The following is a 25,464-nucleotide window of genomic DNA, read 5'->3' on the forward strand; positions in this document are numbered from 1 at the left end:
AAACCACACAATTGTGGGACACGGCCGGTTATCTTCAGTAAAATCACCGCATCTCCTTTTCCCACCCGGTAACCGTCATGGACGCACAACAAACGCGGCAGGGCATTTTCTTTGCTCTGGCCGCCTATTTTATTTGGGGTATCGCCCCCGCCTATTTCAAGCTGATCCAACAAGTCCCTGCCGATGAAATCCTCACCCACCGGGTGATCTGGTCGTTCTTCTTTATGCTGGGGCTGGTGTCATTGGGCCGCAACTGGCCGCAGGTGCGGGCCGCCTGTAAAAACCGCAAGCGGCTACTGCTGCTGGCCGTCACCGCGCTGTTGGTGGGAGGGAACTGGCTGCTGTTTATCTGGGCGGTGAATAACCACCACATGCTGGAGGCCAGCCTGGGCTATTTCATCAATCCGCTGGTGAACGTGCTGCTGGGGATGCTGTTCCTGGGTGAGCGTTTCCGCCGTATGCAGTGGGTGGCCGTAGCCTTGGCCTTTACCGGGGTGTTGGTGCAGCTGTGGCAGTTTGGTTCGCTGCCGATCATCGGGCTTGGCCTGGCCTTCAGCTTTGCCTTCTACGGCCTGCTGCGCAAGAAGATTGCCATTGATGCACAAACCGGCATGTTGATCGAAACCCTATGGCTGCTGCCGGTGGCCGCCATCTACCTGTTCCTGATTGCCGATAGCCCAACCAGCCATCTGAGCGCCAACCCCTGGTCGCTGAATTTACTGCTGGTTGCCGCCGGGGTGGTCACCACGGTTCCACTGCTGTTCTTTACCGCAGCGGCCACCCGCCTGCGCCTGTCAACGCTCGGGTTCTTCCAATACCTCGGGCCAACGTTGATGTTCCTGCTGGCAGTCACCTTCTACGGTGAGACCATCGGCCAGGATAAGCTGGTGACCTTTGGCTTTATCTGGGCGGCGTTGGTGTTGTTCCTGTTGGATGCCTTATACCAGCAACGAAAGCTACGTTGATTGCACAGGCTGGGCGTGGTTAGAGATGAATCTGGCCATCGCCGGGCCGGTCAGCAAAATAGTAAACAGCCGCAGCGTCTGCATCGCCATCACAAAGGTCATATCGACCCGGCTGCCTGCGGCGATGATCGCCACGGTATCCAATCCGCCGGGGCTGGTGGCCAGATAGGCCGTCAGCAGATCGACCGGCAGGAACTGGGTCAACATCCACCCCAGCCCGCCGCAAAACAGCATTAGCGCAACAATCGATACCACCATCTGCGGCAAGGTGCGCAATGCCAGCAGGAAGATGGCCCGGGTAAAACGCAGCCCGACGCTCCAGCCAATCAACGTGTAGGCCAACGCCAGCAGCCATTCAGGCACCTGTAACGCCATGGTGCCAGTGGAATGTAATGCTGCCCCCGCGATCATTGGCAACATCAGCGCTCCGGAAGGAATGCGCAGGCGCGGTCCTAACCAGGAGCCGATAAAGGCCACGGCCAAAGTACCGGCAAAGCGCCAGTCGAGGGCGGGGAACCACTCCAGAGCGGCGCTCCCATGCCCAGCTTCATCTCCCAGGCCGATACGCGCCACGACCGCTGCCGCCGTCGCGACAAACAGCACGCGCAGATACTGCATAAACGCCACCAGCCGCACATCTGCACCGAAATCTCCCGCCATCGCCACCATCGCTGATGCGCCGCCAGGGGAAGATCCCCAGGCACCGGTAGGGCCGGGCAGACCACTGAAACGCACCAGGCACCAGCCGGAAACGCCGCTCGCCAACAGCGTCGCGATCAGCACCAGCAACACCAGCGGCCAGTCATCCAGCAAGGGGGTAAGAATATTGGGCGAAAGGCTCTGGGCGATCATGCAGCCCAGGATCGCCTGTGCCGCAATAAATAAGGGGCCAGGGATGCGCACCGAAGCGCCAAGCAGCCCCATCGCGACGCCGACAATCATCGGCCCCAGCAGCAAGGCGGCAGGAACATGAAAGGCCTGTAGACTAAACCCCAACACCAGCGAAGCCAGCAGCAGGCTCAGCCATTGAATGACGCGCGGGAACTTCTCCATTAAGACGCATGCCTTACGAGCCGATAAGCAGTGGGGATATTCTACCCCGGTTTAACGGGCGGAGAAGGGATCATTGAAGATAAAATGGGGCGGTGGTGTAGACCACCACCCGAAGCGTACGAGAGCCGGATTTAAAGCCAGTTCTTGCGTTTGAAGTAGAGATAAGGTGCCAGCCCCGCCACGATCATCAGTGCAATCGCCCCCGGGTAGCCGAAGGACCAACGCAGCTCAGGCATAAACTCAAAGTTCATCCCATAGCTTGAAGCCACCAGCGTCGGCGGCAGGAACACCACCGATACCACCGAGAAGATCTTGATGATGCGGTTCTGTTCAATGTTGATAAAGCCCATCGCCGCCTGCATCAGGAAGTTGACCTTCTGGAACAGCGATTCGTTATGCGGCAGCAGGGATTCGATATCGCGCAGCACTTCCCGCGCCTGTTCCAACTGGCTGGTTGGCAAACGCGCCTTGCGCACCAGGAAATTCAGCGCGCGTTGGGTATCCATCAGACACAGGCGTACCTTCCAGCCGATATCTTCCAGTTCCGCCAGCGTGGAAAGCGCTTCATCATATTCGTCGCCCTGGTGCCCTTCCATAATCACCCTGCTGAGCTTTTCCAGATCGCTGTAGACGTTTTCAATCTCGTCGGCCAACTGCTCAATTTTGGTTTCAAACAGATCCAGCAGCAGCTCGTAGGCGTTGCCGTCCACCATTCTTATACTGCGCGCACGCATCCGGTAAAGCCGGAAAGCGGGCAGTTCGCGTTCACGCAGGGTATACAGGCGGCCATCGCGGATGGTGAATGCCACGGTAGAGTTGCCCGCATGATCTTCGGCGTCTTCGTAGTAGAAAAAGGAGTGGATATGCAGGCCGTCATCATCTTCGAAAAAACGGGCCGAGGCTTCGATATCATCCAGTTCGGGGCGTGTCGCCAGGCTTTGGCCCAACTCATTTTGCACGCGCTCGCGTTCGCCCTCCTCCGGCTCAACCAGGTCAACCCACAGCGACGAGGTCAAATCATCTGAGTCATCCAACTCCAGACGGGATAAGCGGCTGTTATCTAATTTAAAAGCGCTTAGCATGTGCCAAAACTCCCTAATGGTAACGGGGTAGACAACGCATTGAAGCACAGAAAGCGAGGGAAGTATGCAATACCGGCTCGTTCCAGACCATGAAGAGATCTGACTCGGAGCGACGCTGGGGAGGGTCGCCGACAACCACGAAGGGTATCAGCGCAATGGGATAGCCTTAGAAGTTGTACCTGGTGTCCAGGTCTGTGAGCCAGTATCTACTGGGTGTGTCCAAGGCGTGTGTCCTCATTGATATTCGTGCGCGCATGTTACGCCGAGAAGAAAAAGCCTGTCAACCGGTTAGGGTGGATAATCGCGCAACAATTCAGCACGCTCGCGGCCGGTTTGTAACACTCCCGCAACCTTGACCACGCCTGAAGGAAAACCGCGTCGCGATCTCTGACCGCAGCCACGAATCTTGCTAAGATTAGCGCACAGAAATATTGCGGATTAACGACATGAAACAGATTACCGCCCACGACTTGACGACCATGAGCGAACAGGCAGCGACACTGCCACGCCTACGTGCCCACCGTACCTTACATGAAGAGTTGAGCGATCCGGTGCAACGCCTGGCAATTGCCATGGAGCCTGGCACCTATATTCGCCCACACCGCCACCCGCAGACCTGGGAGTTACTCACCCCGCTGCGTGGCCGTTTCGTGGTGCTGCAGTTCAATGACGAAGGCGTGGTCACCCAACGTACCCTGCTAGGCGAAGAAACCAAGGTGCTGGAGATGCCGGCGTTTACCTGGCATGCCGTGCTGTCTGTCGATCCGGGTGGCGTGGTGTTTGAAGTGAAGCAGGGCCCTTATCAGGCGCTCGGCGAAGAAGACTGTATGCATTGGGCTCCACCAGAAGGTGGCGAGGGGATCGAAGCGGTGATGCGCTGGTATGCCACTGCCAAAGTGGGCGATCGTTTCGCTCAATAAGCCCGGTGTTCTTTGTGCCCCTCACCCCAACCCTCTCCCCAAAAAGGAGAGGGAGCTAGTACGGCGCCGTAATTCCAGTACCGTGTTCAGGTAAGTTTCGGTAATTGATAGCTAACTCGATCGGTCCCCTCGCCCTTTGGGAGAGGGTTAGGGTGAGGGGTAATAGCGATGCAGAAAGCCAGACTAAACGCTATTTATCACCCACCGGCACGAACTCCGTTACACCGTTTCCAGCTTGGCGTAGGCTGCTACCAGCCACTTGATGCCTTCACCCTGAAACGCGATCTGCAACCGGCTGTGCTCACCGCTGCCTTCCAGGTTGACGATGGTGCCCTCGCCAAACTTGGCATGGCGCACGCGCTGCCCAAGCTTGTAACCAGTGTCGTTTTCACTGATCGGCGTCCCCATCCGGCGGTGGCTTACCGAGCGGGAGACGCTGGCCCGCAGGCGCACCTCTTCCACACAGTCTTCCGGGATCTCACCGATAAAGCGTGATGGCCGGTGATACACCTCTTTGCCATACAGGCGGCGGGTTTCCGCATAGGTCAGCGTCAATTTTTGCATTGCACGGGTCAGGCCAACATAAGCCAGACGGCGCTCCTCTTCCAGGCGGCCACCTTCGTCCAGCGACATCTGGCTTGGGAACATACCCTCTTCCATGCCGACGATAAACACCTGGCGGAACTCCAACCCTTTGGCCGAGTGCAGGGTCATCAGTTGCACCGCGTCCTGATAGGCATCTGCCTGCCCTTCCCCCGCTTCCAACGCGGCATGGGACAGGAAGGCCTGCAACGGCATCAGATCCTGATCTTCATCCTGGTAGCTGTATTGGCGCGTGGCCGTGACCAGTTCCTCAAGGTTTTCGATACGCGCCTGGCCCTTCTCGCCCTTTTCCTGCTCATACATGATAAACAGCCCGGAATCGCGGATCACCCGGTCGGTTTGCACATGCAACGGCATTTCGGCGGTTTCGTGGGCCAGTGAGTCCACCAGCTCCAGAAAACGCTGCAGGGAGGACGCTGCACGGCCCGCCAGCACCTTATCTTGCAGCAGCGCACGGGTAGCCTGCCACAGCGTCAGTTGACGGTCTCGTGCCGCCTGGCGCACCACATCGAGGGTGCGATCGCCAATGCCGCGCGTTGGGGTATTCACAACGCGCTCAAAGGCCGCATCATCGTTACGGTTGGCGATCAGTCGCAGATAGGCCAGGGCATCCTTGATCTCCTGGCGTTCGAAGAAGCGCATGCCGCCGTAAATACGGTATGGCATGGCAGTTTGCAACAAGGCCTCTTCCAGCACGCGCGATTGGGCGTTGCTGCGATACAGGATGGCACAGTCGTTCAACGCGCCGCCGTTGTCTTGCCAAGCCTTGATGCGGTTAACCACAAAGCGGGCTTCATCCAGCTCGTTGAACGCGCAGTAAATCGAGATCGGCTCGCCTTCGGCCCCTTCGGTCCACAGGTTTTTGCCCATGCGCCCGTCGTTATTGGCGATCAAGGTGTTGGCAGCCTTCAGGATGGTGCTGGTCGAGCGATAGTTCTGCTCCAGACGCACCGTTTCTGCACCGGGGAAATCCTTCAGGAAACGCTGGATGTTTTCCACCTGCGCACCACGCCAGCCGTAGATCGACTGGTCATCATCCCCCACGATCATCACGTTGGCCTTGCCCCCGGCCAGCATGTGGATCCAGGCGTACTGGATGCGGTTGGTGTCCTGGAATTCGTCCACCAGGATATTGGTGAAGCGCTCACGATAATGATTGAGGATATGCGGCTTGTTCAGCCACAGCTCATGGGCGCGCAGCAGCAATTCGGCAAAATCGACCAGCCCTGCACGATCGCAAGCCTCCTGATAAGCCTGATAGATCCGCAGCCAGGTGGCTTCCACCGGGTTGCCATAGCTTTCGATATGCTGCGGGCGTAGGCCATCATCTTTCTTGCCGTTGATGTACCACATCGCCTGGCGCGGCGGCCATTGCTTCTCGTCAATGTTCAGCGCCCGCACGATGCGTTTCAGCAGGCGCAGTTGATCTTCACTATCCAGGATCTGGAAGTCCTGCGGCAGGTTGGCGTCCATATGATGAGCGCGCAGCAGGCGGTGTGCCAAGCCGTGGAAGGTGCCGATCCACATCCCGCCCTGGCTGGTACCAATCAGGTGTTCGATACGGTGGCGCATCTCTGCCGCCGCCTTGTTGGTGAAAGTCACCGCCATGATGGAGTACGGCGAACAGTTCTCTACCGCCAGTAGCCAGGCAATGCGATGCACCAGCACCCGGGTCTTGCCGCTGCCTGCACCGGCCAGCACCAACAGGTTGCTGCGTGGCGCAGCCACGGCTTCACGTTGTTTATCATTCATGCTGTCGAGCAGGTCGGAAACGTCCATAGGCACCATTGATTGGTAAAGGGAAAACCCGCTTCCACGCGCTTTCCACTGGGAATTTATACAGAGTTCTGCTGGGATTATAACAATGCTGTCAGCGATGCCAACTGCGAAATCTCAATATGAGGTAGCAGGCGGCTGTCAGCTACCTGCATCAGGCTCCGCTGACGGTCGTTGATCCAGCAGGCCTGCAGGCCCGAACGTAGCGCCCCGGCAACGTCGGTGGTCAGGTCATCCCCGACGTGCAGGATTTGTTCTGGCGCTACGCCCAACCTTTCGACCGCCAGTTGATACATATCCTGATACGGCTTGGCGCGACCATCTGGCCCGGAGCGCAGCACAAACTGGAAGTATTGCTCCAACCCGCACTGGGCCGGATCGGCATTGCCATTAGTGATCGCCACCAGCGGATAACGTTGCCCCAGCGCCCGCAAGGTAGCGTGAGTGGCTTCCGGCACATCGATCCGGCTACGCCACAGGGCAAAGTTCTGCATGGCGGCATCGGCACCGATGGACGCTTCAGCATCGCGCAGCCCCTGACGGCTCAGCGCCAGGTGGACCGCCCGCCAGCGCCATTGGGTAACGTCGTGGTAAATCTCCGGATCCTGTTCACGCAGTTCCTGCCGCAAACGGTGGAAGTCCGCCGACTGAAAATGGCTCAATCCCGGATGGTAGTTCTGCAAAAAGGCCACCGACTCATGCTCGGTCTGCTTGATCACCGGACGGTTGTCATACAGCGTATCGTCCAGATCGAAAGTCAGCGCGGCCAGTGGGCGTAACGGACGGTAAAAATGCATCAGGATTTCCCTCGTTTGGCGCGTGGATGCGCGGCATCGTACACGTTCGCCAGATGTTGAAAGTCGAGGTGGGTATAAATTTGCGTGGTGGTCAGGTTGGCGTGCCCCAACAGCTCCTGCACCGCGCGCAGATCGCCGCTCGATTCCAGCATATGGGTGGCAAAGGAGTGGCGCAGCTTGTGCGGATGGATATGGCTGTTGACGCCCTGCTTGACGCCCCACTCGGCAAAACGTTTTTGTACGTTGCGCGCCGAGATGCGCTTGCCTTGATTGGAGAGGAACATGGCATCATCCTGCGGCGCAAACAGATCGCGCAGCGCCAGCCAGTGTTCCAGCCAGGTGACCGCCGTACGGCCTATCGGCAATTTACGTTCTTTGCTGCCTTTTCCCAGCACCCAGATCTCACCGCCGCCCAGATCGACATGGCGGCAATCCAGCCCCACCAGTTCAGCCAGACGCAGCCCGGCCCCGTACATCACTTCCAGCATCGCACGATCGCGAACCGCCAGCGGATCGTTGAGATCGATGTTCAGCAGTTGGTTCATTTCATCGACGTCGATATTCTTCGGTAAATGACGGCCACTACGCGGTGTGCGGATGCCTTTGGCGGGGTTAGCGCTTATCACGCCCTGGCCGACCAGCCAGTCCAGAAAACTGCGCAATGCAGAGAGGCGCAGCGCCAGGCTGGAAGACTGTAACCCGGCGCGCTTACTGCGGGCTGCCAGCTGACGCACTCTGGCGGCATCCAGCATCGGCCATTCGCTGACGCCCAGCTCGCTTGCCATGGCGATCAACGCCTGCAACTGGCGCGAATAGCTGATCTGAGTCAGTGGGCTGAGTTGCCGCTCCACCTTTAAATAACGCAGGAAAGCGTCCACCGGCGGTTGCAGGTTGGCCGCTACGCCGGTCATGCGCGTTCTATCCAGCGTTCCAACAGTTTTGGCAACATACGCGCCAATTGGCCGAGCATCACGGTGCCCATCCCCTGTTGATAATGTTGAGTATCGCGGCTGCTGAAGATCACCATGCCGAGATCGCCATGCTCCCCCAGCAATGACAGCGCCACGGAGCCAACCTGTTTGGCCTGCGGCAGCAACAGCAGCAGCTCGGGGCCATTAAGGTTGCCGAGGTAGTGATAGCGATCGCCCAGGCGTTGAATTCGCAGCGGCTCAAACGCCGAGCGTGTCAGGCCAAGGTGGGTGAAATCCGACGGCGCGCCAATATTCCAGCGATCGGCAAACAGGCGGATATTCGCCCCTGCCAGCCCAAACCCGCGCGCCCAACGCTGCAAGCGGTTGAGCATATCCTGCAGGCTGCTGGCGGTGGCCAGGTCGGCCTGTAGATGCAGCAGGCTGCCAAACAGCGATTCGTTGGCACTGGCCTGCTCCATCAGCAAGGTGATCTCTTCTTCCAACTGGGTGATTTGGTTGCGCTGACGCGCCAGATGCCACTCCACCAACGATACCGTGCCCCGCACCGGGTGAGGCACTCGCATCTGTTCCACCAGCCGTGCATTGCGCATAAAGAAGTCCGGATTCTGCATCAGAAATTGCATCACCGAGTCATCATCAAGCTCAACGCCCGTGGCTATCCGATCGTCAACCTGCTTCATAAGTGAATAAATCCGTCATAAACATGGGTGGCCGGGCCGGTCATAAATAACGGCTCTCCTGGCCCTTTCCAGCGGATATGCAGGCTACCGCCGGGCAGTTCGACATGCACCTCTTCCGCCAACAGCTCTTGCTGAATGCCCACCGCCACGGCGGCACAGGCACCACTGCCACAGGCCTGAGTTTCACCGGCACCACGCTCATAAACCCGCAGTTTGATGTGCTCACGGCTCACCACCTGCATAAAGCCGATGTTGGCGCGTTCCGGGAAGCGATCGTGCCCTTCCAGTACCGGCCCCAGCAGCTCCACCTTGGCGGTTTTCACGTCGTCCACCTGCAACACACAGTGTGGGTTACCCATCGAGACCACACCGCACAGCACCGTATGTTCCGCCGCGCGCATAATGTAGGTCTTTTCCGCTTTGGTGGCGCGAAACGGCACGATCTGCGGATCAAAATTCGGTTCCCCCATATTGACGCACACCAGGTCATCATCGGTGACGCTCAGGATCATGCGCCCGGTCTGGGTGCTGACGCGGATATCACGTTTATTGGTCAAGCCTTTCAAGCGCACAAAGCGGGCAAAACAGCGGGCGCCGTTGCCACACTGGGCCACTTCACTACCGTCAGCATTGAAAATGCGGTAATGGAAATCGAGTTCGGGATCGTACGGCGGTTCTACCACCAGCATCTGGTCAAAACCCACGCCCAAATGCCGGTCGGCCAGGCGGCGGATCAGCTCAGGTGAAAAATAGACGTTCTGTGTAACGGCATCGACCACCATAAAGTCGTTGCCTAAACCGTGCATTTTGGAGAACTGCATATCATACTCCGCTATCTGGACGACGTACCGTCTGATATTTATGGTGGCATCAACCACCATAAAGGCTCATTACTGATTGCTCATCGACGGTTGCTGCTGAGTGCCAGCGGGTTCTTGTTGGTTCTTGCTAACGGTACCAGCACTGGTTACCGGTTGCTCTGCCGGTTTGTCCTTCGGTGGAAAATACAGCGGGCCCTTCAGGCCACAGCCAGAGAGCCCGACCAGCAAAACGACCATCAGCGCATAGCGTAGTTGTTTTTTCATTTGCATTAATGCCTGTAATTCATGCGTCCAAGCTCACTATAATCGCAGGTGGATCATGAAAAGCAATAGGAATCGATTATGAACGATAGCGAGTTTCACCAGTTGGCCGACCAACTGATGCTGAATATTGAACAGACCCTGGACGATTTTGACGGTGATGCGGATATCGATTACGAAACCAACGGCGGGGTGATGACGCTAAGCTTCGAAAACGGCAGCAAGATTGTGATCAACCGTCAGGAGCCGTTGCACCAGGTGTGGCTGGCCACCAAGGCCGGTGGCTATCACTTTACCTATCGTGACGAGAGCTGGCAGTGCGATCGCAGCGGCCGGGAATTTTATGAGTTGCTGAGTGAAGCGGCCAGCACACAGTCCGGCGAGACGGTCAGCTTTAGTTGAGTTTTGCAGAGGGGCGCAAGCAACTGCGCCCTCAAGCATCAATGCAGTTGGAACTGTTGCTTCAGAGGCTGTGCGGCATTGCCGTCGGCGACCGTGATACACAGGTTCGACAGCGCATTGCTGCGGAATGGGATCACCTGGGTACGGCCATCGATATGCACAATCTGATAGAACTGTGGCAGGTTGAAGTTGATAAAGCTGGAGCCGTAGGTAAAGCGATCGTGTGAGGAGGAATAGAAGCGGCTGACATCGCGCACCAACTCCTCTTTGCTCCCTTCACAATGGTGATACACCTCAACCCGGTTCGACTCATCCAGAATGTAAATGTTGAAGCCTTTATCATCCGTAGTGTCTTCAAAGAAGAACTGGATAATCCCCTCACTGGCAAAACCGTCAACCACCGGTGGCAAATGCACCTGATCGGTTTCCACCTTGATCGACAGGCCATGCAGTTTGTTGTTGGAGATTGCCCCATAGAACTCCACGGCGTTTTCCAGCTTCTGCACCGACACGCTCAGGCGTTCGAAGAACAGGCCCCAGGTTTGCCCGGCCACACGCACCGCTTTAAACCGGCCCGGCTCCAGGCGAGTGCTGGAAAGACGCAGCTCGATACACTCGGAAACCAGCTGTTGAATGCGGGTACGGATCAGGCCACGCAGGTGCTGGCTGTAACAGAACACCTCCACCGATTCCGGCGGTGCAGCATCCTGATGCATCTTGCCCAGAATGGTCTTCAACGCTTCAAGTACCGACTGCTCGCCGCTGAAATGCAGGGTGCGCACTTCGTTCCATGAGTTGCGATACAGCAGATCGATACTGCCAACCAGGCATTGTTGCTGCTGGCCAAAGCTGAACACGTCCAGCTTGCGGAAATCGAAATGCACCACCTGATTACGGAAGGCCGCCGTCGGGTCGTTTTCCAGGTTGACGATAATCGCCAGATGGCGGATTTCGCACGGGCTGTAGAGCGCTTTCGGCGTCGGAGCGGCCAAGCGCAGCGGGAAATGGTGCGAAACGTCGGTAACCAGTTCCTGCAGCTTGGCGGTATCGCAGATATTGCCGCTCTTGATATGCAAGCGGGTGCGTGAAGTGAGCAGGCCATTGAAATAGGCCCAGGCCACCAGCTTGTTGAGATAGCGGTTATATTCCAGCGGTTGATGGCTGACGATCGAGCTCATCTCCGGTGCCTGGTTATACAGGTACCAGCCGGTGCGGTTGGCGCGGCCAATCGGCACGTGAATAAAGGTCAGGTCGTTTTCTGACAGGTCTGGTGAAATTTGCGGGTTCACCAGCGTCACCTTACCCGGCAGTGCCTCAAAGGCCGCGTACAGTTTGCGGGTCAACACCCCGATATCCTGCGGGCTGGCACTGACGCTGAGATTGTTGCGGCGAGCAAAACGGATCAGGTTGCGATAGCTTTGCATCATCGCATCCAGCAGTTCGTTATGGGCTTCGCGCACCCGTTCGATCTTCCAGTTAGCCCGGTTATCGAGGATCTCCAACCGCTCTTCGTCCCAGCCCCACTCACTGACCAGTTGGCTGAGGATTTCCCGCCGCCAACCGATAGTGGCGTTGTTGGACTGCGACAGCTTCTCGCAGACCTTCAGATAGAAGCAGCGGCGAACCAGGTCAAGGCGGGTGGTATCGTTGATTTCAGTCAGGTAGTGGGTAACGCGCTCCAGCATCATGCAATAGGCATCAAGGCCAAAGCAGACGATCTCCCCCTGGTGCAGACGATGCTTGATCCCCATCGCCAGCAACTGAGTTTTCGGGTATTCCCATGAATAGGCTTCGAGCAGCAGCGTTTTCAGCACCGCCTTGTAAGGCGAATCGATGCTCTTATACAGCTGCCATAGGCTGGCACCGAAGTACTCTTCGGCAGAGAGCGTGCTCAATCCGCCGAGATCCAGCCACTCATTTGGGGTTAATACCCCCTGGGAATAGAGCGAAAGCACATATTCATCGTAATGCGCTTCCTCTTCGCCCGGCACCATGTTCCACAGGATACGTTTCCCTGCCAGGCGCACGGCCGTGCGGTAGAACTCATCAAGCAACAGAATATGTTGGGTTGAGCCGCAGTCTTCACCGCCCAGGCTGCCGCTTTCATTATGGCGGAAGCGGTTTTCGTCGATCAGGAAGAAGCTGACTTCCACCCCCATCGAGGCCGCCCATTTCTCCAGCAGGCTGCATTTTTGCTGCAGGCGGCTGCGCTCTTCGTTGTCTAACCAGGATTGGTGGCAAACCCAGATATCCAGATCCGAGGTGCAGCTCTGGCCGATCGAGGAGGTGCTGCCCATGGAATAAAGCGCCGTAATCGGCAGTTCGCCCGTGGCCATTTTTTCAAACGGGCTGCCCCATTTGTCTTCTAAATCATTGAGATAAGCTTGTTGGGTTTCATCAGGCGTGTAGATACAGATGCCATGGGGAACGTTACCGTTGAGGTAGCCCGGCATCAGTGGATGATGGTGGTGCAATAAGGTAGGCAGCAGACTGTAGACCCGTTGGAACGCGGGCTTCATGGCCGCCAGGGCACGATCGACACGTAGTTGGTTGATCGCATCCAGTCTTTGTTTCAGTGTCTCGATGTAGAGGTACAAGACGTCTCGCCTGATTATCCCGATGCTTGAAAAAAACCCGTATTCCCGCTGCGTCTTTAGTTTAGAAGAATTTTTGACGACTTATTGCTGGAAACGTGATCAATCTAACACCTTGCTGATTGACCGTAAAGGAGGTAAAGCGACACACTTATCCTAGCGCTTCTATAAATGATTTACCCGCAGTGTGAACTGCCGCCAACTTTCCCTCACGCCCCTTTGATTCCGTTGTCCTTTCTCCGCCTGTGGCTTCTTGCACTGACAGTTTTGATCCTCAGTGGTAGGATGGACGGCGAATTATAAAAACGGTAACCAGCATGTTAGACAAAATTATTCGAATTGCCACCCGTCAGAGCCCACTTGCCCTATGGCAAGCACACTATGTTCAGCAGCGTCTGATGGCTAGCCATCCGGGCCTGCAGGTGGAACTGGTGCCTATGGTCACGCGCGGCGACATCATTCTGGATACGCCGCTGGCCAAGGTTGGCGGTAAGGGCCTGTTCGTCAAAGAACTTGAGCTGGCTCTGCTGGAAGGCCGGGCAGACATTGCCGTGCACTCGATGAAAGACGTCCCCGTCGACTTCCCCGCAGGCTTGGGGCTGGTCACCATCTGTGAGCGTGACGACCCGCGTGACGCTTTCGTCTCCAATCACTTTGCCTCGCTCGATCAACTGCCGCAAGGCAGCGTGGTCGGCACCTCTAGCCTGCGCCGCCAATGCCAGCTGCGTCGCCGTCGCCCGGACCTGATCGTGCGCGATTTACGGGGCAACGTCGGCACAAGGTTGGGTAAGCTGGATAACGGCGATTACGACGCCATTATTCTGGCCGTGGCCGGGTTAAAACGTCTGGGCCTGGAACAGCGTATCCGCTGCCCGCTGAGCGCCGAAGAATCCTTGCCCGCCGTCGGCCAGGGCGCGGTCGGTATCGAATGCCGCCTTGACGATGACGTCACCCGCGCTTTGCTGGCCCCTCTCAACCATCGCGAAACCGAAATTCGTGTCCGCGCCGAACGGGCGATGAACACCCGGCTGGAAGGGGGCTGCCAGGTTCCCATCGGCAGCTATGCCGAACTGGTAGGTGATGAACTGTGGTTACGTGCGCTGGTAGGTGCCCCCGACGGCAGCCAGATGGTCTGCGGTGAACGCCGTGGCCCATCGGCACAAGCTGAGCAAATGGGTGTAGAACTGGCAGAAGAACTGTTGGCTGCCGGTGCCCGTGAGATCCTGCATGACGTTTATCAGGGAAATCCTCCTGCATGACTATTCTGGTAACCCGCCCTTCTCCCGCCGGGGAGCAACTGGTGAGCCGCCTGCGCGCACTTGGCCGGGTTGCCTTTCACGCGCCGCTGATCGACTTCGCCCCCGGTAACGATCTTGTCCGCTTACCTCAGGGGCTGGCAGAGTTGCAGGCGGGCGATCTGGTGTTTGCCCTGTCGCAGCACGCCGTCAGCTATGCCAGTTCGGTCATCAATCGTGCCGGGCTTCAATGGTCTGGCCAGTTGTCCTATTATGCTATTGGCCGCACCACCGCACTGGCAATGCATCGTATCAGCAGCCTGCCGGTAGACTATCCGCGTGAACGTGAAATCAGCGAAATGCTTTTGCTGCTGCCCGCGTTGCAACAGCTCTCCGGTAAACGGGCGTTGATCATGCGGGGCAACGGCGGCCGCGAGCTGCTAGGCGAGACGCTGGCTGAGCGAGGGGCAGCGGTAAGCTATTATGAATGTTATCAACGCAGCCCGGTGCATTATGATGGCAGTGAGCAAAGCGCCCACTGGCAACGTGCCGGTATCAATACGCTGGTAGTGACCAGCGGCGAAATGTTACAACAGCTCTATACTTTAGTTCCTGATTACTATCGCTCTTCGTGGCTGTTACGTTGCCGCCTGATAGTCGTCAGTGAACGTCTTGCTACCCTTGCCCAGGAGCTGGGTTGGAGCACGATTCGGGTAGCTGAAAACGCAGATAATGACGCGCTGATCCGCGCGCTACAATAACCTGACTATGGGATGTGCCACTATGACGGAACAAAACACTCCATCCGCCGCGGTTGAAGAATCAAACCCAGCGGTTGAGAGCCCCCAGCAGCCAGCCGCTGACCACCGGAAAGGTAAGAACACCGGCCCGGTATTGGGTGCGATTGCCATCGTGCTGGTCATCGCTCTGGGTGCTGGCGGCTATTATCACACGCACCAGCAGGCTCAGACATTGATCGCCGCCAACCAGGCCTTGCAGCAACAGTTGGCAGAGCTTAAGCAGAGCCAGCAGCAGGAAAAGAGCGCGCTGGAAGGCTTGCTGCAACAGCAGGGGAAAACGCTGGAGGCCACCGATCGCGAGCAAATCTCGCTGGTGCGTCAGCTCAATGAACTGCAGGATAAGGTTGCCACCATTTCCGGCAGCGATGCCAAAACCTGGCTGCTGGCACAGGCGGACTTTCTGGTAAAAATGGCAGGCCGCAAGCTGTGGAGCGATCAGGATGTCACCACCGCGGCTGCGCTGCTGAAAAGCGCCGACGCCAGCCTGGCAGAAATGAACGATCCGAGCCTGATCGATATTCGCCGCGCCATCACCGAAGATGTCGGCACCCTCTCCGCCGTGGCGCAGATAGATTTTGACGGCATCATCCTGAAGGTCAACCAGCTGTCCAATCAGGTCGACGACCTGCGTCTGGCGGATAACAACCGTGACGAACGGCCAATGGATGAAGACGACGGCGAGCTGTCCAGTTCGTTGAGCGAATGGCGTCAAAACCTGACCAAGAGCTGGCACAACTTTATGGCGGACTTTATTACCGTCCGCCGTCGCGATAGCAGTGCCGAACCGCTGCTGGCGCCGAATCAGGATGTCTACCTGCGTGAGAATATCCGTTCGCGCCTGCTGGTTGCCGCACAGGCTATCCCTCGTCATCAGAACGAAGTGTATAAACAGTCGCTGGAAACGGTTTCGACCTGGGTACGCGCCTACTTCGATACCACCGATCCGGCTACCAAGGCATTCCTGGAAGAGTTGGACAACCTGAGCCAGCAATCGATCTCCATGGACGTTCCGGGCCAGCTGAAAAGCCAGCCGATGCTGGAAAAACTGATGCAGACCCGGGTACGTAATCTGTTGGCCCAGGCCCCTGCCACTCACCAGGAGGGATAAGCCATGTTACGCGTGTTATTCCTGTTTCTGGTGCTGATTGCCAGCCTGGTGCTGGGGCCGATGCTGGCCGGGCACCAAGGCTATGTGCTGATCCAGACCGACAATTACAACGTCGAAACCAGCGTGACCGGTCTGGTGATTATGGCAGTACTGCTGTTCCTGGTACTGTTTGTCATCGAATGGATCCTGCGCCGCATCTTCCGCACTGGCGCGCGCACCCGTGGCTGGTTCCTTGGCCGCAAACGTAGCCGCGCCCGTAAGCAAACCAAAGCGGCGCTGATCAAACTGGCGGAAGGGGATTACAAGCAGGTAGAGAAACTGCTGACCCGCAATGCCGATCATGCCGAGCAACCGGTGGTGAACTACCTGCTGGCAGCAGAAGCTGCGCAGCAGCGTGGCGATGGCTTCCGCACCAACCAGTATCTGGAGCGTGCCGCCGAAGCTGCCGATACCGATCAGTTGCCGGTAGACATTACCCGCGTGCGTATTCAGTTGGCGCAGGGTGAAGCCCATGCGGCACGGCACGGCGTCGATAGCTTGCTGAACCAGGCACCGCGTCACCCGGAAGTGCTGCGGCTGGCGGAGCAGGCCTATCTGCGCACCGGAGCTTATGCCTCACTGCTGGAAATTCTGCCTTCGATGAGCAAAATCAACCTGCACAGCGAAGAAGAGCTACAGGCTTTACAGCAGCAGGCCTATATCGGCCTGATGAACCAGGCCATGGCCGATGAAGGCAGTGAAGGGTTGAAGCGCTGGTGGAAAGATCAGAGCCGTAAAATCCGCCACGAAATCCCGCTACAGGTAGCGATGGTGGAACATCTTATTGAGTGTAATGACCATGAACTGGCACAAAGCATTGTGCTGGACGGTCTGAAGCGCCAATACGACGAACGGTTGGTGTTGTTGATCCCACGTATCAAGTCTGGCAACCCGGAACAGTTGGAAAAAGCGTTACGCCAACAGATCAAGCAGCATGGCGCGACGCCGTTGCTTAACAGCACGCTGGGTCAGTTACTGATGAAGCACGGTGAATGGCAGCAAGCCAGTGATGCGTTCCATGCAGCACTGCAACAGCGGCCAGATGCCTACGACTACGCCTGGTTGGCAGATGCGTTGGATAAGCTGCACCGCAGCGACGAAGCCACACAGATGCGCCGTGAAGGGCTGATGTTAACGCTTAAGCAAAACGGCGAGTAACCTCCCCGGTTGGCTTGTCAGGGCTCAGCATGCCGTGCTGGGCCCTTTTTTTGCCTGAAACTTTCCTTTGGGCAAAAAAAAACACTTGCCGCGAGACAAGTGTATAAAAGAAGCAATCAGGTCTAGGACAACTGGGGTGGTGCCTCACTCAACGTTTTGCCCGGAGTGTGATGAAGCCGTTGCAAGCAACCCTTTCATCGTTCAGGTGGGCAATAGGCACCCTAAAATCGGCTCTGCATCATTCCTGGGTTTATGAGGCCTAAGGCGAACATAAGAAGTGGAATGAGCATCTACGATAGAGATATTGCACTTGGCGTGCCAACTTTTGACTACTGAGTGCCAACAAGCAAAAAATAAAATCATCATATTGAATTTAAACGATTTAAAATTATCTTCATTAACTCCTCTGATTTTCCCCGCCTGTTCGCCGCTATTTACCCCTCTACGGATCCTGTCGCCTTAAAACGACGGGTTAATGAGAAGTCTTTTTTATTGATTAAAATCATTAGGTTAAATGTCTCAAACTGACGACAACAGGCATGCCCATAAAGGACAAAAGGAGACAGGTTGAAATTTCGTAGGGTTTGCCAAGATAAAGCCGCTCGATAAAACGACTCACGGTAAAATAAAACGTCGGTTTAATATTTTTGTGATATGCATCACAAAATACTTGATCGATTTGCCGGCCGGGTGTAGCCTGTTTGTGTGACGTGAATCACACTATTAATCACTCTCTGGGAACTGCCACTATGAAACTGATCAACAAAATCATCACCGCTTTCAACAACGTAGACTTCTCATTCGGCACCATCAATCTCTGATTGCCGACGTAACGCCTGCCTGAAATAAAACGACTGTTATCTGGGGCAAGAACGGCATGATGCCGATATGCTCCAGAAGTCGTTGCGTTGTTTATCCTCCATTTTTGCACCCTGCCATTTTTCCAGCGCTTATCTCTGCTTCCTTCTGATCATTCCCTTGTAAGGCTAGCTCTAAAGTTGTCTGCTTCCCCTCACCCTCTCCCAAAGGGCGAGGGGGCTGCCCTGAGCCCTTGATTAGCTCGTGCGGCTTCGGAAAGTGATGTAAGAAGGAGAAAGGCAAGGTATTACACAGAGAATCAACGAACTCGATCGTACCGCTTCGGAAAGTGATAAGAAGAAAGTCCGGGTAATACGCAGAGAAATCAACGAGCTCGATCGGTCCCCTCTCCCTGTGGGAGAGGGTTAGGGTGAGGGGCCAGCACGATATCTCAGGTATCGGACGCCCACCCTTTCCGCCAGTATAAAAAGCAAAAAACCCGCTCATTGCTGAACGGGTTGCTGAACGGGCGCGGCATGCAGCGCCCCTACAATAGACGTAAAAAAGCCCGCTTTTAAAGCGGGCTTTCTTGAAATTGGTCGGCGAGAGAGGATTCGAACCTCCGACCCACTGGTCCCAAACCAGTTGCGCTACCAAGCTGCGCTACTCGCCGATTTCTTGTTGCTGATACTACCGAACTTTCCAGCCTATGTCTATGTAAATATTAAATTTATCAGACATTTTGTGTGTGGTGCGAAGAGAGGGACTTGAACCCTCACGTCCGTAAGAACACTAACACCTGAAGCTAGCGCGTCTACCAATTCCGCCACCTTCGCACTGTCACAAAACAGCTTTCAATTCTTTTACTTTACCCTAGGTAAAGTGGGGTGGCTAATGGGGCTCGAACCCACGACAACTGGAATCACAATCCAGGGCTCTACCAACTGAGCTATAGCCACCATAACTACTTTATCTACTGCTTACTTCACGCGGTAATCATACCACCGCAGCTCCTGCGCACAAAATTAATGGCGCGCCCGACAGGATTCGAACCTGAGACCTCTGCCTCCGGAGGGCAGCGCTCTATCCAGCTGAGCTACGGGCGCGTAGCGCCGTTGCGGGTGGGGATACTACGGTTTTATGCCCATCCTGTCTAGTGCTTTTTCTAAGAAATGTTGAGTTCGCTGACCCTTTGCTCACTCTTGCAGCAGAAAGGGCCCGACAAGGCCCTTTTCTTAAGCTTAGCGCTGACTTTCTGTCCGCTTTTCAGGCTGATGATGGACTTTATGCATACCGAATACAAAGTAGCACAGGCTCACCGCAGCCAGGAAAATCATCCCCACCACCAACGAAATCCGCGTATCCGGATTGATCCCCATGCCAACCAGCACACAAATCAGGAAAGCGATGGTCAGATAGTTCATGTAAGGGAACATAAATGACTTGAAGCTGTGAGTCTTCATCGCTTCTTTATGGGCACGGCGGAAGTAGATCTGGCTGATCAGCACCACAAACCACGGCATCATGCCCGGCAGCACGCTGGCGCTATAGACATAGACGAACACCTGCTGAGGATTGGGAATAACGTAGTTCAGCGCCGATCCCACCAACAGGCAGATAATGGTAATGACAATACAGTTGACCGGTACGCCGCTGGCAGAAAGCCTGGTCAATGCCGCAGGCAGTTGGCGGTTCTTGGCCAGGGCATACAGCATGCGGCCGCCACTATACATGCCGCTGTTGCAACCGGAGAGCGCGGCGGTCAACACCACAAAGTTGATGATACCTGCGGCGGCGACGATACCAATCTTGGCAAAGGTCAGCACAAACGGGCTGCCTGCGGTGCCGATACCGTTCCACGGGAAGATGGTGACAATCACGAAGATGGCACCGACATAGAAAATCAGGATGCGCCACAGGATGTTGTTGATCGCACGTTTGAGCGTCACCTGCGGGTTTTTGGCTTCCCCGGCGGTAATGCCGACCAGTTCAACCCCTTGGTAAGAAGCCACCACGATACACAGGGCAAACAGGAAGCCTTTCCAGCCACCGGCAAAGAAGCCGCCATGAGCCGTCAAGTTGGCAAAGCCCGTCGGCTGCCCGCCGTTACCGAAGCCGAAGAAGATCACCCCCAAGCCCACCAGGATCATCACGATAATGGTGGTGACCTTGATCATGGCAAACCAGAACTCCAGCTCACCGTACAGGCGCACCGCCGCCAGGTTGGCTAACGCGACCATGGCGACCGCAATTAACGCAGGCAGCCACTGCGGTATCTCTGGGAACCAGAACTGTACATAGACGCCAATAGCCGTGATTTCCGATATCCCCACGGCAAGCCACATAAACCAGTAGCCCCAGGCGGTGAGATAGCCGAAAAAGGGGTTCATGTATTTGTGCGCATAGACGGCGAAAGAGCCCGCCACCGGCTCCAGGAACAGCATCTCCCCCATTGAACGCATGATGAAGAATACAAACAGGCCGGCGATGATATAGGCCAGCAGCACCGAAGGCCCTGCCCATTTCAACGTACTGGCCGATCCCATAAACAGACCTACGCCGATCGTGCCACCCAGGGCGATCAGCTCTATATGTCGCGCTTCTAACCCGCGATGTAAACCCGGTGGCTTTTCTTTACTTGCCATAAATCCTCAGTCATATTTTTTATGATGTTGTCTGCCTGCCGATCGGTGCCGGTCATTATTGTTTTAGACAAGTTGAGTGTAATTCATCCCCCGCCGGGCAAAACGGAACTTAAGCAGTCATCCGCACCATTTAATTGCGGAGAAGTGCCGCTGCGGCCTGGGGAAATTTTCGGGCGCTATGGTTTCGCATTTTGCCGTCATAAGCAAACCGCAAATTAAAACCTTATGGAATAAGTGACGAGGGAATGATTAACCGAGGTTATAGCTTTGACCACGTTATGGCCGATAGGGAGATTATTTGCGCAAAACAGACGCTGGAGCAACAGAGGGGCTGCTCCAGCCGAAGGATCACATCTTGCCGGTATAGTAATAACCGACGAACTTGAGTAGCCGAAGCTGGCGGCGTATACGGCTCGGCTGGCTGAGCAGGCGGTAGAGCCACTCCAGGCCCAGATTCTGCCACACCTTGGGCGCGCGCTTCACATGACCGGTAAACACGTCATAGGTGCCGCCAACCCCCATATACAGCGCCTGTGGATGCACCTTGCGGCAATCCCGCATCAGGATTTCCTGCTTTGGCGATCCCATTGCCACGGTCACGATAGCCGCGCCGCTGGCGCGAATGCGTTCAAACAAGGCATCCCGCTGTTCCGGTTTGAAGTAGCCATCCTGGCTGCCTACCAGATTCACATTCCACTGACTACGCAGCTTCTGCTCGGTCTCTGCCAGCACCGAAGGCTTACCGCCAACCAGAAACACCGGCGTGCCTTCCTGACCCGCGCGCTGCATCATGGCTTCCCACAGATCGGCCCCGGCCACGCGCGACACCTCCGCGCCAGGATACTTGCGGCGGATGGAGCGCACCATGCTGATGCCATCGGCATATTTGTACTCAGCCTCATCCAACAGGGCATGCAGCGCCGGATCGGTTTCCGCATTGAGGATTTTCTCGGCGTTCATCGCCACCAGGGTGCCTTGCTTGACCCTGCCACCGTCGAACAGAAAATCCATACACTGCGCCATGTTGCGAAAGCCCCACAGGCTGAAACCGCGCAGCTCATACTTGGGAACCGAAATGTTTGCTTCCATTGTCACTATTACCTTGGCACAAGGGAGTTGGCTACGGGAGCCAACGCGCGCTTGCGCATAATTCGAGTCTTGATAAGCCCGGCAGCATCAAACAGCCAGTACAGTAATTTTGCCAATACCAGGCAGGCACCAAAAATGATGCAGAAGAACACCACGCGTGAGACAAAGGAATCTACCCCCTCACGCGCCAGCACGATGATATTAAACACCGCACCAAAGCAGAACCCTTGCAATATCGCCGCCTTAAAGCGGTTCTGTTCACTTTTGCCCAGCTCATACAGCCAGTCGAACCACTTGATGATCAGGCCCACCACAATGGCGCCCAGCGGGATAAACAGCACCCCGCCCATCACCACCAGCGAACCAATCAGCGTTGGGGAAATCGCCAGCCCGGAATGGTTGTCCAGCACTTCCCAGGTAAAGTAGTTGGCGGTATTCAGCACCAGATCCGGCCGCCCCGGCCACAACCAGGCAGGGATAAAGACATAGAAATCACGCACGATCGGGGCCAGCCCCTGGAAATCGATCTTGTCGTAATTTTGCAGCAGCAGCCCCAGGTTCTCCCACGGAGAGAAGGTATCACGGGTCAGATACAGGAAAGTGTAGAACGCTTCCGGGCCGCTGACATCCAGGCTATAGCGTTTCAGCGCCAGCCAGAACATGCCGACAATGCCGAACACCCCGGCGGCCACCAGCATCCACAGCGAGATCCAACCGCGCACAATGCCGATAAACAAGAATAGTGCGAAAGCGATGATGATGTTGGCACGGGTACCGCCCACGATCACGTAGGTCAGAATGCCGAACGCCACCGTGGCCGCCAGGAAGAAGAACCAGGCACGCAAATCCTGCTTCAGGAAATAGACCACCAGCATCGCCGGGATAAAGAAGTAGAAGAAGCGCTTGAGCGCCACCCCTGACACATCGCTGGAGAAGATTTGGCTGTAGGAGTTGAGCTTGAACAGCAGGAAGCCGTTCTGCATAAAGAAGATGCCCACGGTGCCGATCGCCACCAGCGCCAGCAATATCCAGGTGATATGCGTCTCTACCCGGTTCATGGTGAACACTGGCTTATGCGGCTGGCTGCTACGCTTACGCAACCGCGTCTTGTAGCTGACGTAGTAAATCGCGTAGAAGGCGGTGGCAGAAAGAATGGCATACAGCAGGAACTCAACCGGCACCACGGCCACGTCAAACTGGAACACCAGCAGGCAGGTCAGCGGGAAGCCAAAGTAAAACGTCAGCAGATAGAGCAAGGAAAAGAAGACGTTAAAGTTGAAGCGGACACGCCGAAACTCCTGATAGGTCAGGGTCAGCACAAACAGCGCCCCGATCAGATAGACGACAAACAGCCCGCCAAACTGTGCCAGCGTCATGGATTTTCTCCCGCCGCCAACGCCAATGCCTGCTGCCAGCCATCAACATAGTTCGGATTGAAAAAGGCGATGGACTGTTTATCCAGCGTTGCCAGTTGGCGCTGTGATTCGCGCACCACGGCTTCATCCAGCGAGTCGCCATAGAACAGCACCGGCAGATGCTGCTCTGCCAGGTCCTGCCAGAACGGGTTCTTGCGGCTGAGGACAAAAGGTACGCCAAACTGAATCAACAGGCACAGCGTACCGATCCCCTGCTGGCGGTCGAAAATGAAGTAGCCGAGATCGCACTCACGCAGGATATTGAGATAATCGTCAAACGCCACCTGCTGGGTCAGCAGTTGCAGGTTCTGCTCGGAGAACAACTTCAGGCCAGCCGCGCGCACCTGGGCAATATAGGCGTCGTTATTGGCCGGATAGCCCATCGGCAAAATCACCCGCACCTTGTCACCAAATTGCTGATGGATCGCCTGCAACGCCTCAATATGGCGGTTGGTGGTATCACCAGAGTTGCCCACCAGGATGGTCATCGGCCCGGCCAGGTCCTTTTCGACTTCGATGCCTGTCAACGCAGGGTCCATACGCGTCGGGAAATACAGCAGCGAGGCCGGAACGCGTGCGTGCCGCTGCTGGTAGTGGATCAGGTCGCCTCGGGTGGCAAATACGTGGCCAACCCGCCCTTGGGCAATGCGGCGCAGCACGTAGAACAGGCGATATTTCCAACTGGTGGCATTTTCATACAGATCGGCCCCCCAGATATGCCAGCTCACCTGGCGCGGCTTGATCTTGCCGCTCAGCAAGGCCAGCCACAGCGCCGCGTTAAACTGGCCATGCAGGAACAGGCGGGTGTCACGGTTGGCCTTGGCACGGGCAATCACTGCCTCTGCGAGGCTCTTTTTGCCGGGGAAAGCCTCGATGGTCAGTTTGGGAAAGTGGCCCAACGCGGCCACGTCTTTGGCTGCCACCATGAAGTGACACACTTGTTCTGCGGGCAGGCGTTCGGCCAGCACGTCATTAAAGAAGCGCAGCACCGTCTGATTATGATGCGGGATATCAGATCCCAGTACGTGGATTAGTATGGTCATACTCGTCTACGATAAAGAATAAATACGCAGCTACAGAGCGCAAAATACACGATGTAGGTTGCCATATAGGCCTGTGCCGCCCCTAATGCGCCATGCAGCGGGATCAGCCAGTGCGAGAACAGCGTCAGCAAGGCAAACTGGCTGACCTCTGTCAAAATATAAAAACGGAGCGACGCCTTGGCGATCACCAGGTAACCGAAGACGTAGGCCCCGACTTTCAGCACGTCCCCCACCAGTTGCCAGGCAAACAGATCGCGCATGGCAACGAACTTCTCAGAGAACAGCAGCCAGATGGCGAAGTCACGCAGCAGCCAGACGGTAAAGCTGGCAGCGGCGACCGCAGGCAGCACAAACTTCAGCGAGCGCACGATCTCCCGCGAAATGGCGCTTTTCTCTTGCAGGCGCGACAGCGTTGGCAGCAGATAAACGGTGAAAGAAGCGGTAATAAACTGCAGGTAGGCATCAGAGATACTGCTCACCCCTTGCCAGATCCCCACTTCGTCCCAGCCGTAATGCTCCGCCAGCAGGTTACGCATCATTACATAGGCGACCGGCAAGGTCACGGAGGTGATCAGCGCCATCAGGGTAAACTTGCCGAGATGGCTGGCTAGCGCCTTATCCCAGGCCAGCGCCAGATAGCGCAGCGGCATCGCCTTGCGCCGCCACAGCATGAAACCGGCAGGCAGCACTACCAAGGCAGGAACCAGAGCCAGCCCGGCCAACGCGCCTTCATAGCCGCCCAGCTTAAAGCATAGCGTAAAGGCTACCACGCCGATCAGGCTACCGGCGATCACCGCCAGCGCGTTACCCATCGCATCGCGATAACCTTTGAGGATCGCCAGGAACAGGTTGGCGTAGGCAATCCCCATCTGGATAAACGCCACCGCCCGCACCACGTTCACATAGTCAGCATGGCCAAACAGCCCACGGCTGATCGGCTCGGCAGCAAACAGGAACACCAGCGCCAGCAGGGTTGAGAAACCCAGCACGATGCTGGACGCGGTACCCACCGCCATCCGCAACCGCTGCGGATCCTGATGGTACTCCGCAACATACTTGGTGATACCGTTAAAAATCCCGGCACCCGACAGCACGCCCAACACGGTGAGCAATTGGCGGAAGTTACCCGCCTGCCCGACCCCGCTGGGGCCGAAGGCCACCGCCAGCATTTTTACCACCAGCAACCCCACGCCGATCTTGATCAGCGTGGAGCCCGCGGTCCAAATCGATGCTTTTGCCAGAGACATA

22 protein-coding genes and 4 tRNA genes are annotated in these 25,464 nt (G+C 56.4%); 7 read left to right on the forward strand and 19 right to left on the reverse strand.

Annotation, left to right across the window (positions count from 1 at the left end; genetic code table 11):
- Nucleotides 1-77 precede the first annotated feature (77 nt).
- Nucleotides 78-965, forward strand: a complete 888-nt coding sequence (gene rarD, locus ACMV5I_RS17530; protein ID WP_021807769.1) for an EamA family transporter RarD — start codon at nt 78-80, stop codon at nt 963-965.
- Here rarD and ACMV5I_RS17535 read toward each other — a convergent pair.
- From ACMV5I_RS17535 to ysgD, 3 genes are all read right to left on the reverse strand, one after another.
- The gene (locus tag ACMV5I_RS17535; RefSeq protein WP_414824949.1) at nt 957-2,018 is read right to left on the reverse strand and encodes an AbrB family transcriptional regulator; all 1,062 of its coding nucleotides are present in this window, start codon (nt 2,016-2,018) and stop codon (nt 957-959) included. The genes rarD and ACMV5I_RS17535 overlap by 9 nt on opposite strands.
- A 131-nt stretch (nt 2,019-2,149) precedes the next feature.
- Nucleotides 2,150-3,100 (reverse strand): magnesium/cobalt transporter CorA, encoded by a 951-nt coding sequence (gene corA, locus ACMV5I_RS17540; protein WP_024484663.1) that lies wholly within the window; start codon nt 3,098-3,100, stop codon nt 2,150-2,152.
- Between the two features lie 166 nt (nt 3,101-3,266).
- On the reverse strand, nt 3,267-3,356 hold the full coding sequence (gene ysgD / locus ACMV5I_RS17545) for a YsgD/CorL family protein (RefSeq protein WP_367651464.1): 90 nt from the start codon (nt 3,354-3,356) through the stop codon (nt 3,267-3,269).
- A 190-nt stretch (nt 3,357-3,546) separates the two neighbouring features.
- Here ysgD and ACMV5I_RS17550 point away from each other — a divergent pair, with 190 nt between their 5' ends.
- Nucleotides 3,547-4,020 (forward strand): WbuC family cupin fold metalloprotein, encoded by a 474-nt coding sequence (locus ACMV5I_RS17550; protein WP_202728102.1) that lies wholly within the window; start codon nt 3,547-3,549, stop codon nt 4,018-4,020.
- Between the two features lie 219 nt (nt 4,021-4,239).
- Here ACMV5I_RS17550 and uvrD read toward each other — a convergent pair whose 3' ends face one another.
- From uvrD to lptM, 6 genes are all read right to left on the reverse strand, one after another.
- Nucleotides 4,240-6,402, reverse strand: a complete 2,163-nt coding sequence (uvrD, locus tag ACMV5I_RS17555; protein ID WP_021181533.1) for a DNA helicase II — start codon at nt 6,400-6,402, stop codon at nt 4,240-4,242.
- A gap of 77 nt (nt 6,403-6,479) precedes the next feature.
- Nucleotides 6,480-7,196 (reverse strand): 5-amino-6-(5-phospho-D-ribitylamino)uracil phosphatase YigB, encoded by a 717-nt coding sequence (yigB, locus tag ACMV5I_RS17560; RefSeq protein WP_021807765.1) that lies wholly within the window; start codon nt 7,194-7,196, stop codon nt 6,480-6,482.
- Nucleotides 7,196-8,107, reverse strand: a complete 912-nt coding sequence (xerC, locus tag ACMV5I_RS17565; protein ID WP_021181535.1) for a tyrosine recombinase XerC — start codon at nt 8,105-8,107, stop codon at nt 7,196-7,198. The genes yigB and xerC overlap by 1 nt, the downstream gene beginning before the upstream one ends.
- Nucleotides 8,104-8,808, reverse strand: a complete 705-nt coding sequence (locus ACMV5I_RS17570; protein ID WP_414824950.1) for a DUF484 domain-containing protein — start codon at nt 8,806-8,808, stop codon at nt 8,104-8,106. The genes xerC and ACMV5I_RS17570 overlap by 4 nt, the downstream gene beginning before the upstream one ends.
- A complete protein-coding gene (dapF, locus tag ACMV5I_RS17575; RefSeq protein ID WP_021181537.1) occupies nt 8,805-9,629 on the reverse strand; it encodes a diaminopimelate epimerase in 825 nt (274 codons plus the stop codon). Before dapF ends, ACMV5I_RS17570 begins: the two co-directional genes overlap by 4 nt.
- Before the next feature lie 69 nt (nt 9,630-9,698).
- The gene (gene lptM, locus ACMV5I_RS17580) at nt 9,699-9,893 is read right to left on the reverse strand and encodes an LPS translocon maturation chaperone LptM (protein ID WP_414824951.1); all 195 of its coding nucleotides are present in this window, start codon (nt 9,891-9,893) and stop codon (nt 9,699-9,701) included.
- Between the two features lie 78 nt (nt 9,894-9,971).
- Here lptM and cyaY point away from each other — a divergent pair, with 78 nt between their 5' ends.
- A complete protein-coding gene (gene cyaY / locus ACMV5I_RS17585) occupies nt 9,972-10,292 on the forward strand; it encodes an iron donor protein CyaY (protein WP_024484168.1) in 321 nt (106 codons plus the stop codon).
- Nucleotides 10,293-10,330: 38 nt separating this feature from the next.
- Here the strand turns inward: cyaY and ACMV5I_RS17590 are convergent, their stop codons facing one another.
- On the reverse strand, nt 10,331-12,889 hold the full coding sequence (locus ACMV5I_RS17590; RefSeq protein ID WP_024484169.1) for a class I adenylate cyclase: 2,559 nt from the start codon (nt 12,887-12,889) through the stop codon (nt 10,331-10,333).
- Nucleotides 12,890-13,203: 314 nt separating this feature from the next.
- On the opposite strand from ACMV5I_RS17590, the gene hemC reads away from it, so the two are divergent.
- The 4 genes from hemC to hemY are packed head-to-tail and all read left to right on the forward strand — an operon-like array spanning nt 13,204 to nt 17,226.
- The gene (hemC, locus tag ACMV5I_RS17595; protein ID WP_024484170.1) at nt 13,204-14,145 is read left to right on the forward strand and encodes a hydroxymethylbilane synthase; all 942 of its coding nucleotides are present in this window, start codon (nt 13,204-13,206) and stop codon (nt 14,143-14,145) included.
- Nucleotides 14,142-14,882, forward strand: a complete 741-nt coding sequence (gene hemD / locus ACMV5I_RS17600) for a uroporphyrinogen-III synthase (RefSeq protein ID WP_414824952.1) — start codon at nt 14,142-14,144, stop codon at nt 14,880-14,882. The genes hemC and hemD overlap by 4 nt, the downstream gene beginning before the upstream one ends.
- Nucleotides 14,883-14,904: 22 nt before the next feature.
- A complete protein-coding gene (gene hemX / locus ACMV5I_RS17605; RefSeq protein WP_202810826.1) occupies nt 14,905-16,029 on the forward strand; it encodes a uroporphyrinogen-III C-methyltransferase in 1,125 nt (374 codons plus the stop codon).
- 3 nt (nt 16,030-16,032) lie between these two features.
- Nucleotides 16,033-17,226 carry a protoheme IX biogenesis protein HemY gene (gene hemY / locus ACMV5I_RS17610; protein WP_414824953.1) on the forward strand — a complete coding sequence of 398 codons (1,194 nt, stop codon included), beginning with the start codon at nt 16,033-16,035 and terminating at the stop codon, nt 17,224-17,226.
- Nucleotides 17,227-18,620: 1,394 nt separating this feature from the next.
- Here the strand turns inward: hemY and ACMV5I_RS17615 are convergent.
- From ACMV5I_RS17615 to wzxE, 9 genes are all read right to left on the reverse strand, one after another.
- A tRNA-Pro gene (locus ACMV5I_RS17615) sits at nt 18,621-18,697 on the reverse strand.
- Between the two features lie 76 nt (nt 18,698-18,773).
- Nucleotides 18,774-18,860 (reverse strand) — tRNA-Leu (locus tag ACMV5I_RS17620).
- Nucleotides 18,861-18,907: 47 nt separating this feature from the next.
- A tRNA-His gene (locus ACMV5I_RS17625) sits at nt 18,908-18,983 on the reverse strand.
- 70 nt (nt 18,984-19,053) lie between these two features.
- A tRNA-Arg gene (locus ACMV5I_RS17630) sits at nt 19,054-19,130 on the reverse strand.
- 135 nt (nt 19,131-19,265) lie between these two features.
- Nucleotides 19,266-20,669, reverse strand: a complete 1,404-nt coding sequence (gene thrP, locus ACMV5I_RS17635) for a bifunctional threonine/serine APC transporter ThrP (protein WP_414824954.1) — start codon at nt 20,667-20,669, stop codon at nt 19,266-19,268.
- A gap of 348 nt (nt 20,670-21,017) precedes the next feature.
- Complete coding sequence (gene wecG / locus ACMV5I_RS17640) at nt 21,018-21,758, reverse strand: lipopolysaccharide N-acetylmannosaminouronosyltransferase (RefSeq protein WP_021807753.1); 741 nt, start codon at nt 21,756-21,758, stop codon at nt 21,018-21,020.
- A gap of 8 nt (nt 21,759-21,766) precedes the next feature.
- On the reverse strand, nt 21,767-23,134 hold the full coding sequence (wzyE, locus tag ACMV5I_RS17645) for an ECA oligosaccharide polymerase (protein ID WP_024484177.1): 1,368 nt from the start codon (nt 23,132-23,134) through the stop codon (nt 21,767-21,769).
- A complete protein-coding gene (locus ACMV5I_RS17650) occupies nt 23,131-24,216 on the reverse strand; it encodes a TDP-N-acetylfucosamine:lipid II N-acetylfucosaminyltransferase (protein ID WP_414824955.1) in 1,086 nt (361 codons plus the stop codon). The genes wzyE and ACMV5I_RS17650 overlap by 4 nt, the downstream gene beginning before the upstream one ends.
- Nucleotides 24,213-25,463 (reverse strand): lipid III flippase WzxE, encoded by a 1,251-nt coding sequence (wzxE, locus tag ACMV5I_RS17655; protein WP_414824956.1) that lies wholly within the window; start codon nt 25,461-25,463, stop codon nt 24,213-24,215. The genes ACMV5I_RS17650 and wzxE overlap by 4 nt, the downstream gene beginning before the upstream one ends.
- Between the last annotated feature and the right edge of the window lies 1 nt (nt 25,464).

This window comes from Serratia sp. T13T92 (genome assembly GCF_047530105.1).
GTDB lineage: Bacteria > Pseudomonadota > Gammaproteobacteria > Enterobacterales > Enterobacteriaceae > Chania > Chania fonticola.

Coding starts and splice junctions, on each gene's coding strand:
- rarD (WP_021807769.1), top strand. CDS start 78: ATGGACGCACAACAAACGCGGCAGGGCATTTTCTTTGCTCTGGCCGCC.
- ACMV5I_RS17535 (WP_414824949.1), bottom strand. CDS start 2,018: ATGGAGAAGTTCCCGCGCGTCATTCAATGGCTGAGCCTGCTGCTGGCT.
- corA (WP_024484663.1), bottom strand. CDS start 3,100: ATGCTAAGCGCTTTTAAATTAGATAACAGCCGCTTATCCCGTCTGGAG.
- ysgD (WP_367651464.1), bottom strand. CDS start 3,356: ATGCGCGCACGAATATCAATGAGGACACACGCCTTGGACACACCCAGT.
- ACMV5I_RS17550 (WP_202728102.1), top strand. CDS start 3,547: ATGAAACAGATTACCGCCCACGACTTGACGACCATGAGCGAACAGGCA.
- uvrD (WP_021181533.1), bottom strand. CDS start 6,402: ATGGACGTTTCCGACCTGCTCGACAGCATGAATGATAAACAACGTGAA.
- yigB (WP_021807765.1), bottom strand. CDS start 7,196: ATGCATTTTTACCGTCCGTTACGCCCACTGGCCGCGCTGACTTTCGAT.
- xerC (WP_021181535.1), bottom strand. CDS start 8,107: ATGACCGGCGTAGCGGCCAACCTGCAACCGCCGGTGGACGCTTTCCTG.
- ACMV5I_RS17570 (WP_414824950.1), bottom strand. CDS start 8,808: ATGAAGCAGGTTGACGATCGGATAGCCACGGGCGTTGAGCTTGATGAT.
- dapF (WP_021181537.1), bottom strand. CDS start 9,629: ATGCAGTTCTCCAAAATGCACGGTTTAGGCAACGACTTTATGGTGGTC.
- lptM (WP_414824951.1), bottom strand. CDS start 9,893: ATGAAAAAACAACTACGCTATGCGCTGATGGTCGTTTTGCTGGTCGGG.
- cyaY (WP_024484168.1), top strand. CDS start 9,972: ATGAACGATAGCGAGTTTCACCAGTTGGCCGACCAACTGATGCTGAAT.
- hemC (WP_024484170.1), top strand. CDS start 13,204: ATGTTAGACAAAATTATTCGAATTGCCACCCGTCAGAGCCCACTTGCC.
- hemD (WP_414824952.1), top strand. CDS start 14,142: ATGACTATTCTGGTAACCCGCCCTTCTCCCGCCGGGGAGCAACTGGTG.
- hemX (WP_202810826.1), top strand. CDS start 14,905: ATGACGGAACAAAACACTCCATCCGCCGCGGTTGAAGAATCAAACCCA.
- hemY (WP_414824953.1), top strand. CDS start 16,033: ATGTTACGCGTGTTATTCCTGTTTCTGGTGCTGATTGCCAGCCTGGTG.
- thrP (WP_414824954.1), bottom strand. CDS start 20,669: ATGGCAAGTAAAGAAAAGCCACCGGGTTTACATCGCGGGTTAGAAGCG.
- wecG (WP_021807753.1), bottom strand. CDS start 21,758: ATGGAAGCAAACATTTCGGTTCCCAAGTATGAGCTGCGCGGTTTCAGC.
- wzyE (WP_024484177.1), bottom strand. CDS start 23,134: ATGACGCTGGCACAGTTTGGCGGGCTGTTTGTCGTCTATCTGATCGGG.
- ACMV5I_RS17650 (WP_414824955.1), bottom strand. CDS start 24,216: ATGACCATACTAATCCACGTACTGGGATCTGATATCCCGCATCATAAT.
- wzxE (WP_414824956.1), bottom strand. CDS start 25,463: ATGTCTCTGGCAAAAGCATCGATTTGGACCGCGGGCTCCACGCTGATC.